We start from the raw sequence: 13,691 nt of genomic DNA on the forward strand, positions 1-13,691 counted from the left end.
GTCGGCAGGCCAGAGGGCTGCTAACCCACGCGACGGAAAATTCCCCGGCCGGGCAGCAAAGCGCCCCCTTGCGTCGCGGAGCCAGCCACAGAAAGCAATATCATGTCCACCTCCTCCCAGGCGGTCGCGGAGCCCGCCGCACCTGTCAATTCCAAGACGAATGTCATTCTGGCCAGCCTGGTCGGAACGACCGTCGAATTCTACGACTTCTATGTCTACGCCACGGCGGCGGTGCTGGTCTTCCCGCACCTGTTCTTCCCTGCCGGCAACGATACGACCGCGCTCCTTGCCTCTTTTGCCATCTTCGGGGCCGCGATGATCGCCCGCCCGCTGGGCGCGATCTATTTCGGTCACCTTGGCGACAAGAAGGGGCGCAAGCTCACGCTGGTCGGCGCGCTGTTGACCATGGGGATCGCGACCTTCCTGATCGGCCTGCTGCCGACCTACCACATGGTGGGCTGGGTGGCGCCGCTGCTCCTTGTCATCCTGCGGCTGGCGCAGGGTTTCGCCATTGGCGGCGAATGGTCCGGTGCGGCGCTCGTCGCGACGGAAAATGCACCGGAGGGCAAACGTGCCCTGTTCGGCACCTTCCCGCAGCTTGGCGCACCGCTTGGCTTCATCATCGCGAACGGCCTGTTCCTCATCATTGCGGCTTTGATGCCGTCTGACGATCCTTCGCGCCCCTCCGAAGCCTTCCTGAGCTGGGGTTGGCGCATCCCGTTCCTGTTCTCCGCCATCATGGTGATCGTCGGCCTTTACGTTCGGCTGCATCTGGTGGAATCGGAGGCGTTCACCAAAACGGTGCAGAAGGGCAATGTTCAGAAAGTTCCGCTCGCCGCCGCGTTCAAGCTGCATTCGCGCGAACTCATCCTCGGCACTTTCTACATGCTGGCGACCTATGTTCTGTTCTATCTGATGACCACCTTCTCGCTTTCCTACGGGCGGGCGGCGTCATCGGCGGCACTGCCGGGTCTGGGCTACGATTATCGCACCTTCGTGCTGATGATGATTCTGGGCGTGGTGTTCTTCGGGATCTTCACGATGGTGTCCGGGCCGCTGGCCGACAAACTCGGTCGTCGCAAGACGCTGATCTGGGTGACGCTGGCGATCATCGCCTTTGGTCTCATCTGGGTGCCGATGCTGTCTGCGGGCACCTTTGGCGTCATGGCATGGCTCATCCTCGGCTTCTCGCTGATGGGGATGACCTTCGGTCCGATGGGCGCGCTGCTGCCGGAACTGTTCCCGGCAAACGTCCGCTACACCGGCTCCGGCATTTCCTACAACGTCTCCTCCATCCTCGGCGCGGCGGTGGCCCCGTTCATCGCCGTGGCGCTCTGGAGCTATGGCGGCGGCAGCCCGTTCTGGGTCGGCGTCTACCTGTCGATCATGGGGGTGCTGACGCTCATCGCCCTGCTGGCCGGCAAGGAAACCAAGGATGTCGACATCAACCACTGATCCGCAGCGATCATGGTATTGGGGGGGCGCGTCGCCGATGCGCCCCTTTTTCACGTCCGCTCGCAGAACCTGATCCGATTACCGAAAGGATCGACCACTTCCATCTGAAGCCCCCAGGAGAGTTCCTCCAGCCCGGGACGGTTAAAGCGATATCGCTTGCCGAGCAGGTCGCTGTGAAAGGCGCGGATATCTTTCGTCTCCACGAAAGCAGTCGAGCCGGGCGTCGCGTCGCCATGGTGTTCGGACAGATGCAATGCGAAGCCCCCGCACTCAACGCCCATGTATAGGGGCGCCGCAGGGGCGAAACGATGCTCGAACAGGAGGCGAAACCCAAGAAAGTCGCAGTAGAACTCCCGCGCCTTGGCGTCATCGAACATGCGGAAGACCGGGCAGCAGCGGGGAAAGCGTATGCCTGTCGCACCCTCCCCCATCTGTCGCGCGACGATCTCGGCTATGCGCGAGTGGGAGAGATCGATCCCGTCTTCCAGCAGCGCCATCCGAAGGGTATCGGCCATCTCCTGCTCGGTCGCCATTGCCCGCCCCCCTCTTCGCAGAGACAGGCTATCTGCTCCACCGCCCGCATTGTGGCATTTCTTACGCTCGGCTCAACGCAATTTCAGTGTCGCCAGCCCCACGAGCGCCAGGATGATGGAGACGATCCAGAAGCGGATGACGATCTGCGGTTCCGCCCAGCCCTTCTTCTCGAAGTGGTGGTGGATCGGCGCCATCAGGAACACGCGTCGCCCCGTCCGCTTGAAGTAGAGCACCTGGATGATGACGGACAACGCCTCCACCACGAACAGGCCACCTACGATCGCCAGCACGATCTCATGCTTGGTGGCCACCGCGATTGCACCCAACGCCCCGCCGAGCGCAAGCGACCCGGTATCGCCCATGAAAACCGCCGCGGGTGGCGCGTTGAACCACAGAAACCCCAGGCCCGCCCCTATCAGCGCCGCGACGAAGATCACCAGTTCACCGGTTCCCGGCACGTAATGCAGGCCGAGATAGTTGGTGAAGTCCACCCGTCCGACGAAATAGGCGATCACGCCAAAGGAGGCGGCAGCGATCATCACCGGCATGATCGCCAGACCGTCCAGCCCATCGGTGAGGTTGACGGCATTGGCCGCGCCCACGATCACCAGCATCGCGAAGGGAATGAAGAACAGGTGCAGGTTGAACAGCGCGTCCTTGAAAATCGGCAGCGCGAGCTGAAACCGCAGCTCCGAAGGTTGCACCCACGCACAGGCGATGGAGGCAATGAGCGCGATGGCCAGCCCGATACCGATCCGGACACGACCGGAAACGCCCTTGGTATTGTTCCGCGTGACCTTCCGCCAGTCATCGGCAAAGCCGATGGCGCCGAAGCCCAAGGTCACGAACAGGACGATCCAGACATAGGGATTATCGAGCCGCGCCCAGAGCAGGGTGGAGATCGTCAGCGCCGACAGAATCAGCGCGCCGCCCATCGTCGGTGTGCCGGCCTTCGTCACCAGGTGGCTCGCCGGCCCATCGTCGCGGATGGGTTGGCCATGCCGCTGCTTCGACTTCAGGAATTCGATGAACGGTCGCCCGAACACGAAGCCGATGACCAGCGCGGTGAAGAACGCCCCGCCCGCCCGGAAGGTGATGTAGCGAAACAGATTCAGGAAGCCGCCCCCTTGGGCGAACTCCGCCAGCCAATAGAACACTATTCCCCTCCCGCCGCCTGAGCTTCGGGCGTGCCGAGACGGCGCAGCGCCTCCACCACGGGGGGGAGCTTGATCCCCTTGGAACCTTTCACCAGCACAACATCTCCTGCGTCGATCAGATGGCGAAGGCGGGGAAGAAGGCTCTCCGCCGTTTCATGCCATTCACCGCGTTTCTCTCGCGGCAGCGCGGCATGAAGTGCCCGCATCCGAGGGCCGACGCAATGCACGATGTTGAGGGTCGTCATGGCCGGATGCGCGGCAATCTGCCGATGCATCTCCAGCTCCTGCGGGCCGAGTTCGAGCATGTCGCCGAGGATAGCCACCCGGCGGCCCTTCACAAAGCGGCCAGGCCCGTCCTTCGGCTCTGTCGCGGCCAGCAGGTCCAGCGCCGCACCCAGCGAGGCGGGGTTGGAGTTGAAGGCGTCGTCTATCAGATCGAAGGCCATGCGGTCATCGACGACATCCAGCAGGATGCGCTCGCGCAGACCGCGCCCTTCCGGCGGCACCCAGCGACCCAGATCGAGAATCGCCATCGTCAGGTCCAGACCGAGCGCGTCGGCGGCGGCAAGCGCCGCAAGCCCGTTCATCGCGAAATGCCGCCCTGCCGAGCGCACGCGAAACAGGATCGTCCGCCCTTTCGCCAGCGCGCGAGAAGAGGTCGCGCTATCGGTGATTCTCGTTTCGAGAAGCTGCCAGTCACAGGAGGGCGTCGCGCCAAACAAGGTTGTCGCCAAACCCTGAGCCCGTTGTTTGAGGATCGGTGTGACGGCCAGATCCCCCGGCAACAGCACATGTCCCCCCGGTTCCAGACCGTCGAGGATCGAGGCTTTTTCGACCGCGATGGCCTCCAGCGAGTCGAATGCCTCCAGATGCGCAGGCGCCACGGTCGTGATCAACGCGACATCAGGACGGGCAAGACGGGCAAGGGGCGCGATCTCACCCGGATGGTTCATGCCGATTTCGATGACGGCGAAGTCGCTGTCCGCAGGCATCCGGGCAAGGGTGAGCGGTACGCCCCAGTGGTTGTTGAAGCTCCGCACCGCCGCATGGACCCGTCCCTGACCGGAAAGAATCGCTCGCAGCATCTCCTTGGTTGAGGTTTTGCCGACAGAGCCGGTGACGCCGATAACGCGTGCCGTGCTGCGGTCGCGCGCCGCACGCCCGAGGTCTTCCAGACCCCGGAGCACATCCGGGACAATGAGCAAGGGCGCGTCCTGCGCGACCCCCTCCGGCACACGGGAGACGAGCGCCGCCGCCGCCCCTTTTCGGAGCGCTTCCGCCACGAAATCATGGCCGTCGCGCATGTCACGCAGCGCGACGAACAGGTCGCCGGGAAGAAGCTCGCGCGTATCGATGGCGACCCCGGTGGCCGCCCAGTTCTGCGTGACCGTGCCACCCGTAGCGCGGGCCGCCTCCTCGGATGTCCAGAGCGGGGTCATATGCGTTTGCCGTCCAGGGCGGCGACGGCGATCGAAGCCTGTTCGGCATCGTCGAATGGATAGCTCTGATCGCCGATCGTCTGGCCCGTTTCATGTCCCTTGCCCGCGATGAGCAGGGCATCGCCGGGCTGGAGAGCGTCCACCGCGCGCAGGATGGCCTCCGCCCGGTCGCCCACCTCGTTGGCCTCCGGCGCCCCGCCCTTGACAGCCGCGCGGATCACGGCGGGATCCTCGGAGCGGGGGTTGTCATCGGTGACATAGACCACATCCGCATAACGATGGGCAGCTTCGCCCATAAGCGGGCGCTTGGCCTTATCCCTGTCACCGCCCGCACCAAGAACGACGATGATGCGGCCCAGCACATGCGGACGCAGTGCCCTCAACGCCGTGGCGACGGCATCCGGCGTATGGGCGTAATCCACAAAGACCGAGGCACCATTGGCCCGGGTGGCGACAAGCTGCATCCGCCCCCGAACGGTGGAAAGCGCCGGGAGCGCCTCGAACACCCGTTCGGCCTTGCTGCCGGAGGCAATGGCAAGCCCTGCCGCCAGCAGGACGTTGTCCGCCTGAAATCCGCCAATGAGGTTCAATCGCACCTGACGTGGCTTTCCCTGCCAGTCGAACCGCAACTCCTGCCCGGTCGCATCGAACCTCTGGGCGGTAATGCGAAGATCGACAGACCCGCGCCCCACACCGAGGACAGGCAGGCCCCTGTCATGACAGAGCCGCGCGATTTCGACGCCCTTCGGATCGTCCATATTCACCACGGCGGAGCCATCATCGGGGAGAACGCGGGTGAAAAGCCCTGCCTTCGCCGCGAAATAGGCATCGAAATCATGGTGGTAGTCGAGGTGATCCTGCGTGAAGTTGGTGAACCCCGCAGCGCGGAGCCGAACACCGTCCAGCCGCCGCTGCTCCAACCCGTGTGAGGACGCCTCCATCGCCGCATGGGTGATGCCTTCGGCCGCCATCTCCGCCAGCAGACGGTGGAGCGTCAGAGGCTCGGGCGTCGTATGGGTCGCGGGCGCGACAAAGGCGCCTTCCACCCCCGTCGTGCCGATATTGGCGGCGAGATGACCGAGCCGCGTCCAGATCTGGCGGGTAAAGGTGGCGACCGACGTCTTGCCATTGGTGCCGGTCACGGCGACCATCACCTGCGGTTGCGCCCCGAACCATAGCGCCGCCGCCCCTGCCAGCGCGGCGCGGGCGTCCTCCACCACGATCACGGGAATATCCGTTCCCGTCAGCACCTCCCGCGCCATCTCGGCCCCCGCCGGGTCGGTCAGCACCGCGCCCGCCTTCATGCGGAGCGCATAGGGAATGAATTCCGCACCGTGCATCTTCGCCCCTGCGAGGGCTGCGAACAGATGACCGGGCTTCACCGTGCGGCTGTCCACCGACAGGCCGGTGATCCGCGTCTCCCGCCCATCGCGGGCGCGCAGGCCAAGGTCGGAAAGGCTCTTGGTCGTCTCGGGCATCGGAGGCTCTCCCGTCAGTTCCGCACGAGCGTTAGCGCAGCGGGATGCGGGGCTTCAACCTCGGGGCGGAGGCCAAGAAGCGGCGCGATCCGCCGGATCATCTCCGCTGCCACGGGAACGGCGGTGAAGCCGGCTGTCCGCCGCGGTATGGGGCCAGAGGTTTCAACGGCTTCGTCAAGGCTCACGATCAGCACGTATTTCGGATCCGACATCGGGAAGGCGGAGGCGAATGTCGCGATCACCTTGTCGTGAGCATATCCGCGGCCGTTGCGGAGCGGCTTCTCCGCGGTGCCGGTCTTGCCGCCGACATCGTAGCCTTCCACCTTGCCGTAAGTGGACCCCGAACCCTCCTCCACCACGCCGCGGAGCATCTCCCGCGTCATGTCGGAGGTTCGTGCGGAAATGACACGCTCCCCCACCACAGGTTTATCCTGCCGGATGAGCGTCGGATTGACCCGCGTGCCGCCATTCACGATCGTCGCATAGGCGGAGGCGAGGTGCAGGGGGCTTGCAGACATGCCATGCCCATAGGCAATGGTCATCGAGGAAATCTCGGACCAGACTTTCGGGAGCAGCGGCCGCGCGCCGGGTGCCTCCGTCAGCTCGACGGTTGTCGGCGACAGGAAGCCCAACCGCTTCAGGAAGTCCTGCTGACGCGGCCCTCCGATCATCTGCGCCAGCCGCGCGGAGCCGACGTTGGAGCTTTTCTCGATGATGCGGAGCACGCTGAGCTGCGCGCCATAGTTGTGCATGTCCTTGATGCGGAACCTGCCCCAGTTGAACGGGCGCGTGTCGATTATCGTGCTCGGCGTCACGAGGCCCAGATCGATTGCCTGGGACGCCGCGAAAATCTTGAAGGTGGAGCCGAGTTCGTAAAGCCCCTGTACCGCGCGGTTGAAAAGCGGGCTGTCGGACGGATCGCCTTTCACCGGCGGCAACGGGCGGTCGTTCGGGTCGAAATCCGGGTAGGACACCATGGAAATGACCTCCCCCGTATGAACATCCATCAGGATGGAGGTCGCGCCCTTGGCGTTCATGAGCTTGACGCCACCGGCGAGGATCTGCTCCGCCGCCGCCTGCACCGAAAGGTCTATGGACAATTCCAGCGGCTCGCCGCCGTTGGCCGGATCCCGGAGATAGTCGTCGTAGATCTTCTCCACCCCCGCCGTGCCGATGACTTCGGCGGAGGAGACCCCCTCCCGGCCGAAGCCCGCGCCGCCCAGAATGTGTGAGGCGAGCTTGCCATTCGGATAAAGCCGCATTTCCCGCGGGCCGAAGAGCAGGCCGGGATCGCCGATGTCATGGACCGCCTGCATCTGCTCGGGAGAGAGCTTGCGCCGGATCCAGAGAAACTTGCGGCTACCGGTGAAATCCTTGACCAGCTGATCTTCCTTGAGATCAGGGAAAATACTCGCCAGCTCACGCGCGACCCGGGCAGGTTCGATCATCTGCTGCGGCTGGGCATAGAGCGAATGCGTGACGAGATTGGTCGCGAGCACGCGCCCGTTCCGATCCACGATATCCGCCCGCTGCGCGATGATCGGAGAGCCGACACCGGCAATCGCTGGTTCCTCTGGCTCCACCGAAGCCAGCAACCCCATGCGCGCACCGATGGCGGAGAAGGCCGCGAAGAAGAACAGCGACAGGACCAGCAGCCGCCCCTCTGCGCGCAACCGGGCCTTGTCCCGCGCCGATTCCGCCCGAAGGCGGATGTTCTCGCGCTCGATGGCGTCGGGATTCTCCCCCTTCTCGCGGGCGGAGAGAATGCGGGCAAGCGGGCGGAGGGGGGTCCGGGTCACGGGAGCGTCTCCTGATCGGTCGGGGCGGCAAGCGGATCGGGCACAGCGGGCAGCGGAAAGGTTACCGATGAGACGCTGCCAAATTGCGACGGCTCCAGCGGCAGGAGCTTCAGACGATCAAAGTTGATGATGGTGAGTTCAGCAAGCCGGTCGGGCCGGTTCAGATAGGCCCATTCCGCCTTCAGAACGCCCATCGCCTCATGCAGAGAGCCGATCTCCCGCCGGAGGCGAGCGGCCTCTCGGGACGCTTCCTGCGTATGGTAATTCTCCTGATAGGCCCAGTAGGCGAGACCCATCACGGCGAGGGCGGAGAGGACGTAGAACAGGCTCCGCATCTCAAAGTCCTTTCACCGACGGCAACCCGAGCGCCGCGCGATCCGACCGGCGGGCGGCTGCGGATGTCCGCTCCCCCACGCGGAGTTTCGCGGAACGTGCGCGCGGGTTGGCCGCGACCTCGACCTCATCCGGCCCCACGGCGCGGCGCGTGACGAGCCGAAAGGTGGCGGTTTCTTCAGGCAGGTCAGGGGCATAGCGGTTTGCACGTGCGGCAGCCCCCGCGCGATCCTGAAAGAACCGTTTCACCACCCGGTCTTCCAGCGAATGAAAGGTCACCACCGCGAGCCGCCCGCCGGGCGCCAAGGCCCGCTCGGCCGCCTCCAGCCCGGCGATGAGCTCGCCGAATTCGTCGTTCACCGCGATCCGCAGGGCCTGAAAGCTTCGTGTCGCAGGGTGGGTCTGGCCGGGCTTCGGGCGCGGGAGACAGGATTCGACGATCTTCGCCAGCTCCAGCGTCCGAGTAATGGGTCGAGCGGCGACGATGGCGCGGGCGATGCGGCGGGAGGCGCGCTCCTCCCCGTAGTTATAGAGAATGTCGGCGAGCACTTCCTCACGCGCGGTGTTCACGAGATCCGCGGCGCTCGGCCCGGATTGCGACATCCGCATGTCGAGCGGTCCGTCCTTCGCAAAGGAGAACCCCCGGTCAGCCTCATCGAGCTGCATGGACGAAACGCCAAGGTCCAGCACCACGCCGTCCAGCCCGGTCGCATATTCGTCCATCCGCCCGAAGGTGCCCTGCACGAGCTCCAGACGGTCGCCATAGCTCCCCGCCCAGTCCGCTGCCAACCGAAACGCCAGCGGGTCACGGTCCACCCCGATGACCTTGTCAGCGCCGGCGTCCAGCAGCCCGCGCGCATAGCCACCCGCGCCGAACGTCCCGTCAAGCCAGACGCCCTGCACAGGGGCAACCGCCGCAAGCAGCGGCGCGAGCAGGACCGGAATATGCGGCGCCTGCGCCATTCACTCTACCTCGTCTTCATCCGGCAGGAGGGAAAGCGGGTCGAAATCCTCGGGCTGTTCATCCAGCCAGTCGCGGAGTTTCGCCTCTTCCTCCGCCCAGGCGTCGGGGTGCCAGATCTGGAACGTGGCGCCGGACGCCACGAAATAGACCTCTCCGCCGCCCGGGGCGAGGTTCAGCCGCTCCCGCACCACCGGCGGCAGGACCAGACGCCCGTCGTCATCCACCTGTGTGGGAAAGGATTGTCCCTGCATCAGGCGCTCCAAGGCGCGGCGCTGGGGGGAACCTGTCTTCATCCGGGCGATCAGCCGGTCGATCCGGTGCGCCTCGCGGACGGTATAGCATTCGATGAACTTGCGGCGGTGATCGCCATAGACCAGCACGATGCCGGAGCCGTCGCCTGGCTTTCGGTCGGGGTCGCAGGCGTCGAGCACGCGGCGGAACAACGCGGGGATCGAGACCCGTCCCTTGCCGTCCACCTTGTTGAGGCTCTCGCCCCTGAACGTGTCCACCACTGCCCCGCACTCGTCCCTTCCGGTCCGTTGATCGGACCCTGGTCGGCCCGGAGGACCGCCAAGGCGACCCCCCGGATGGACTACGGCGGACCGGGCCGCTGCCACTGCCCGATCCGCCGCCCTCGTCCCATCACTGGGTGCGTCCGGTATTTTCTGCGGCACATCCTGGGGGATGCTGCTCTGCCGCGCCGGATCTCTTTCATCTGATGAAGGGGGGTGCCTGTATGAAACTGCCTTTTGCCGTGGGGTCTTCCGCCCCTTTAGCCCATCCCTCATCGGATGGATAAGGAATGCCATGGGAATTCACGGGAAGCAATGGGAAACTTAGGTACAGACATGGGAGAAAGCGGCGCGAAACGCCCAGCTTTCGCCAAAAAATTCGCCTCGGACAGAATATATTGTGCCGCTCCGGCAGGATTACGCCAGAACTAGCATGTGGAGGAGTTTGGGGGGATGGCGCCGATCCTCGCGGATCCGTGCGCGGCGGGTGAGGAGTGATGCCGCAAAGCATCGCCTCCTCGCCATGTCCTGACTGATTTTAAGACAGCACTTGGCTCATCGCGAAACTGCGCTAGCCGCGAATCGTTCCAGGCTTTTTACGGTAATTTCAGGCCATTCCGCCCGCGACGAGCCGCTCTGCCAGATGCGCATAGGCCTGCGCTTCGGGCGAGTCGCCTGCGGCGATCGGTGTGCCCGAATCTCCTGCGACACGCACATCAAGGCTGAGAGGGAGCTCACCCAGGAACGGCAGCGCCAGCCGCTCCGCCTCGGCCCGCACCCCGCCATGACCGAAGATATGGGATTCGTGGCCACAGTTGGGGCAGAAGAAGCTCGACATGTTCTCGATAAGACCGAGAACCGGCGTATTCAACTTGCGGAACATGTCGATGGCCTTGCGCGCATCCAGAAGCGCCACGTCCTGCGGGGTGGAAACGACCAGTGCCCCCGTGATGTTGGCCTTTTGGCAGAGCGTGAGCTGAACATCCCCCGTTCCGGGCGGCAGGTCCACGATGAGCACGTCAAGCGCGCCCCAGGCCACCTGCCCCAGCATCTGCTGCAGAGCGCCCATCAGCATCGGCCCGCGCCAGACCACCGCCTCATCTTCCTTCAGCATGAAACCGATCGACATGATGGTGACACCATGAGCGGTGAGCGGGATGATCGTCTGCCCATCGGGCGAGGCGGGCCGCCGATTGACCCCCATCATCCGCGGCTGTGACGGGCCATAGATATCCGCGTCCAGCAGACCGACGCGCCGACCCTGCCGCGCCAAGGCAACCGCGAGATTGGAGGACACGGTGGACTTGCCCACCCCCCCCTTACCGGAGGCGATGGCAAGAATCCGATCGACGCCGCTCACCGGCTGCGGTCCGGCCTGGGGCGTGGGATGCCGGCCGATCTTGGGCATCGGCGGTGCGGACGCAGGCGCGGTGAGCACAGCGGAGACCTTTTCCACTCCCTCCAACCCGCGCACCGCCGCCTCGGCCGCTTCACGCGCGGGTTCCAGCCCCCGCGCCATTTCGGCATCCGCCGCCTCGATCACGAAGCGGACAATCCCCGCCTCCAGCGTCAGGGCGCGTAGGAGATCGCGGCTTACCAGAGTGCCGCCCCCCGGCACAGGAACGCCGGACAGAGCGGCAAGAACCGAGTCACGCGTCAGAGACATCTTTACCCTTCCTGCAGCGCAGGGGGTTCCGGCACCGCAACCCCCTCAACTGCGACATTTTCGCCACCCATTCGGGGCAGATCGTGGCAGACTGAACACCATCCGACGCCAGAAGGCCAGTTTTACTGGGAAATTCGGCGTAGAAAATAGGTCAGCATGGGTTATGCATCTTATGCATGGCCGGATTGCCCCTCCCCCCCATTGTGCACTCGCAGCATAAGCGTATGTTCACTCCAGACGGCGCAGGACGAGAGACAAAGCCTGCTGCGCCCGACCACAAGAGATTGGACTTAAAATGGCCTACCTGAACCATACCCATGGTGCGGCCCAAAACGCTTCGGGCCTGAGCGATTTCTTTGCCCGCGTTACCGAAGCCTGGGCGCGCCGCCGCCTGTACCGGCAAACCGTTGCCGAGCTGCGGGAACTAAGCGACCGTGAGCTGGCCGATCTGCAGCTCAGCCGCTCCTCGATCTATTCTGTAGCCCGCGAAGCGGTCTACGGCAAGTAATACGGGTTTCGATCGCCTCTCCTCCTCCCTGGGCGATCGGAAAGGTGACGGCACACTCCTCCTCCCAGTGCCGTCGCCGGAATACGGGACCTACAGGTTCCAGACTTTGCGACAATCCCTCCTCCTCCCTGGATTGTCGTGAATAGGCAGCGGTTCTCCTCCTCCCCGGACCGTTGTCATCTCCCTCCGGCAGAGGATGTCGGAACAGATGCGGTGCGGCCCCTCCTCCTCCCTGGGTCGTATCGCAGGCGAGAGCGGCGGCTCCTTCCTCCTCCCCAGGAGCCGCCGCATCCCCCCTTCCCGGTCAGGACAGACCGGACGGAATGCGATCGGCCTCTCCTCCTCCCTGGTTCGATCGTCATACAGCGGCAGCCTCCCCTCCTCCTCCCCGGAGGCTGCCGCGCCCTCCATCTGAGGACAGGCACCGACGCGCTATTTCAGTCGCGCGCAGCCTCCCGCAAGATCAGGGCCTCTCTTTGCCGAGCCAGCAAAGCCATCAGCGACGTCACTCCGAAATCTGGCCAGCCGGTCCCGGCGCCGAAGACACCAAGCGCTGCGAGCAGAATCTCCAGATTGGCTATCACGTCATTGCGTAAGCAGACCCGGACCGAGCGCATGTTCGCGTCGCCATCGCGGGATGCCATCCGGCAGAATCACGCAGATTGGGTTCGCCAGCAGGGCCGAGATACCGATGACACGCATAACGTGAAGCCATGGGGACCCGTGGGCGATGTGCCGGACAACCGTGCCCAGCCCGAAAAATCCCATCGACGCGCCTCTCTGATACCATTTCAGGCTCTTGCCCGGGCAAGAGCAGGCTGATGGCGTAATTGCTGGCGGCGGCAAAGAAGTCCAACGCATCGGCCTGCAGGGCGGCGGAGCCTGGCAAGCAGGGCGGCCGGGATGTCCACCGCAAACATCCCGCCGTTGATCGCGACGGCAATTCATACGCGGCGGCGGTTTCCGATAGATGAAGCGCAGCTATCGGCAGAGCAGCGGGGCAGGATCGACTCGCTTCACGGCCAGTTGCCCCCACTGTTCCGGTTTACAGGACTAAAGGGTCAAGCCGGACTGCAGCATCGGAGATCTGGTCCGTCTCACCGAGACAAGGGTCGTGACACTACGCTGCCATGAAAGCACCGGACTTATGCCCATGCCGAGACGAAGCGCGAAGAACTATCGTTTCTAGGGAAGAGCGCGGCCGGACCACCTCCGCTTCATTCGGCGCTGCCATGACCTTGGCTTCCGGCCGGCGGGGATTGCCGAGCTTGCCGACCTGTCATCTGACAGTCAGCGGCCTTGTCACGAGAGGGAACTGCTGGCACGCGCCCATCTGGCGGAGGTCGAGGCATGGATTTCTGACCTTGACGCTCTTGCGGTCGAGCTAAGCCAGATCGTCGTAATGCCGCGACAGTACGACGATCTTCAACTGCCGCATCATCAAGATACGGGATCGAAACTGAACGTCCAACATGTGGGTTCAGAGTGTTGCCTGCCCTGGCCATGGCGTGCAACATCCCATGACCCCCTCGAAACGGCTGGCAGCCGGAGTGCTGGGGCATGGATGCCGAATGCGAACAGCGCATTCCCGCCCCCGGTGGTGGGCTCAACAGCCCTTCACGAAGGGGCAGCAGGATGAGGCATAATGGCGGCTTCCCTCCCAAGCGGCCCGGAGGTCAAGTCACGTGGTCAGAGGCTGGGTGGCCTGAGGGACGCCACCCATAAACGCAACAAGCCCATCCGGCGAGATGCTGGAGCCTTTGCAGAGAGGGCCGATCCATCGTGGATCCTTGCCGGTCGTCAGGCCGGACGTTGGCCCGGATAGCCGGTGGGTCGGATGAGGCTG

14 protein-coding genes are annotated in these 13,691 nt (G+C 64.5%); 4 read left to right on the plus strand and 10 right to left on the minus strand.

The window, feature by feature from the left end; genetic code table 11:
• Positions 1-102: 102 nt before the first annotated feature.
• Positions 103-1,455, plus strand: coding sequence for an MFS transporter (locus CN97_RS05740; RefSeq protein WP_035708551.1), 1,353 nt, complete (start codon positions 103-105; stop codon positions 1,453-1,455).
• A gap of 50 nt (positions 1,456-1,505) precedes the next feature.
• On the opposite strand, the gene CN97_RS05745 is transcribed toward CN97_RS05740, so the two are convergent.
• The 9 genes from CN97_RS05745 to CN97_RS05785 all read right to left on the minus strand — a co-directional run bounded on the left by CN97_RS05745 (position 1,506) and on the right by CN97_RS05785 (position 11,337).
• Entirely contained in the window at positions 1,506-1,988 is a 483-nt protein-coding gene (locus CN97_RS05745) for a glyoxalase superfamily protein (RefSeq protein ID WP_088217323.1), read from the minus strand.
• Between the two features lie 72 nt (positions 1,989-2,060).
• A complete protein-coding gene (mraY, locus tag CN97_RS05750; RefSeq protein WP_035708555.1) occupies positions 2,061-3,146 on the minus strand; it encodes a phospho-N-acetylmuramoyl-pentapeptide-transferase in 1,086 nt (361 codons plus the stop codon).
• The gene (locus CN97_RS05755) at positions 3,146-4,585 is read right to left on the minus strand and encodes a UDP-N-acetylmuramoyl-tripeptide--D-alanyl-D-alanine ligase (protein WP_035708557.1); all 1,440 of its coding nucleotides are present in this window, start codon (positions 4,583-4,585) and stop codon (positions 3,146-3,148) included. The genes mraY and CN97_RS05755 overlap by 1 nt, the downstream gene beginning before the upstream one ends.
• On the minus strand, positions 4,582-6,063 hold the full coding sequence (locus tag CN97_RS05760; protein WP_035708560.1) for a UDP-N-acetylmuramoyl-L-alanyl-D-glutamate--2,6-diaminopimelate ligase: 1,482 nt from the start codon (positions 6,061-6,063) through the stop codon (positions 4,582-4,584). Before CN97_RS05760 ends, CN97_RS05755 begins: the two co-directional genes overlap by 4 nt.
• 14 nt (positions 6,064-6,077) lie before the next feature.
• A complete protein-coding gene (locus tag CN97_RS05765) occupies positions 6,078-7,862 on the minus strand; it encodes a peptidoglycan D,D-transpeptidase FtsI family protein (RefSeq protein ID WP_035708562.1) in 1,785 nt (594 codons plus the stop codon).
• On the minus strand, positions 7,859-8,197 hold the full coding sequence (ftsL, locus tag CN97_RS05770; RefSeq protein ID WP_035708564.1) for a cell division protein FtsL: 339 nt from the start codon (positions 8,195-8,197) through the stop codon (positions 7,859-7,861). Before ftsL ends, CN97_RS05765 begins: the two co-directional genes overlap by 4 nt.
• 1 nt (position 8,198) lies before the next feature.
• Positions 8,199-9,158, minus strand: a complete 960-nt coding sequence (gene rsmH, locus CN97_RS05775) for a 16S rRNA (cytosine(1402)-N(4))-methyltransferase RsmH (protein ID WP_035708567.1) — start codon at positions 9,156-9,158, stop codon at positions 8,199-8,201.
• Entirely contained in the window at positions 9,159-9,668 is a 510-nt protein-coding gene (locus CN97_RS05780; protein WP_306424954.1) for a division/cell wall cluster transcriptional repressor MraZ, read from the minus strand. It abuts the gene before it with no gap.
• Between the two features lie 610 nt (positions 9,669-10,278).
• Positions 10,279-11,337: an Mrp/NBP35 family ATP-binding protein gene (locus CN97_RS05785; protein WP_035708571.1), complete on the minus strand. Its 1,059-nt coding sequence runs from the start codon at positions 11,335-11,337 to the stop codon at positions 10,279-10,281.
• A 295-nt stretch (positions 11,338-11,632) separates the two neighbouring features.
• On the opposite strand from CN97_RS05785, the gene CN97_RS05790 reads away from it, so the two are divergent.
• Positions 11,633-11,845, plus strand: a complete 213-nt coding sequence (locus tag CN97_RS05790) for a DUF1127 domain-containing protein (protein ID WP_035708573.1) — start codon at positions 11,633-11,635, stop codon at positions 11,843-11,845.
• A gap of 437 nt (positions 11,846-12,282) precedes the next feature.
• On the opposite strand, the gene CN97_RS21090 is transcribed toward CN97_RS05790, so the two are convergent.
• Positions 12,283-12,489 carry a hypothetical protein gene (locus CN97_RS21090; RefSeq protein WP_207391647.1) on the minus strand — a complete coding sequence of 69 codons (207 nt, stop codon included), beginning with the start codon at positions 12,487-12,489 and terminating at the stop codon, positions 12,283-12,285.
• Positions 12,490-12,932: 443 nt separating this feature from the next.
• Here CN97_RS21090 and CN97_RS21435 point away from each other — a divergent pair, with 443 nt between their 5' ends.
• Both CN97_RS21435 and CN97_RS21440 read left to right on the plus strand, forming a co-directional pair.
• Complete coding sequence (locus tag CN97_RS21435; RefSeq protein WP_368073681.1) at positions 12,933-13,034, plus strand: hypothetical protein; 102 nt, start codon at positions 12,933-12,935, stop codon at positions 13,032-13,034.
• Positions 13,035-13,064: 30 nt separating this feature from the next.
• Positions 13,065-13,484 carry a MerR family DNA-binding protein gene (locus CN97_RS21440; protein ID WP_084684041.1) on the plus strand — a complete coding sequence of 140 codons (420 nt, stop codon included), beginning with the start codon at positions 13,065-13,067 and terminating at the stop codon, positions 13,482-13,484.
• The last annotated feature ends 207 nt before the right edge of the window (positions 13,485-13,691 follow it).

The organism is Haematobacter massiliensis (genome assembly GCF_000740795.1).
GTDB classification, from domain to species: Bacteria; Pseudomonadota; Alphaproteobacteria; order Rhodobacterales; family Rhodobacteraceae; genus Haematobacter; species Haematobacter massiliensis.

Coding starts and splice junctions, on each gene's coding strand:
- CN97_RS05785 (WP_035708571.1), bottom strand. CDS start 11,337: ATGTCTCTGACGCGTGACTCGGTTCTTGCCGCTCTGTCCGGCGTTCCT.
- CN97_RS05790 (WP_035708573.1), top strand. CDS start 11,633: ATGGCCTACCTGAACCATACCCATGGTGCGGCCCAAAACGCTTCGGGC.
- CN97_RS21090 (WP_207391647.1), bottom strand. CDS start 12,489: ATGGCATCCCGCGATGGCGACGCGAACATGCGCTCGGTCCGGGTCTGC.
- CN97_RS05755 (WP_035708557.1), bottom strand. CDS start 4,585: ATGACCCCGCTCTGGACATCCGAGGAGGCGGCCCGCGCTACGGGTGGC.
- CN97_RS05740 (WP_035708551.1), top strand. CDS start 103: ATGTCCACCTCCTCCCAGGCGGTCGCGGAGCCCGCCGCACCTGTCAAT.
- CN97_RS05760 (WP_035708560.1), bottom strand. CDS start 6,063: ATGCCCGAGACGACCAAGAGCCTTTCCGACCTTGGCCTGCGCGCCCGC.
- ftsL (WP_035708564.1), bottom strand. CDS start 8,197: ATGCGGAGCCTGTTCTACGTCCTCTCCGCCCTCGCCGTGATGGGTCTC.
- rsmH (WP_035708567.1), bottom strand. CDS start 9,158: ATGGCGCAGGCGCCGCATATTCCGGTCCTGCTCGCGCCGCTGCTTGCG.
- CN97_RS05745 (WP_088217323.1), bottom strand. CDS start 1,988: ATGGCGACCGAGCAGGAGATGGCCGATACCCTTCGGATGGCGCTGCTG.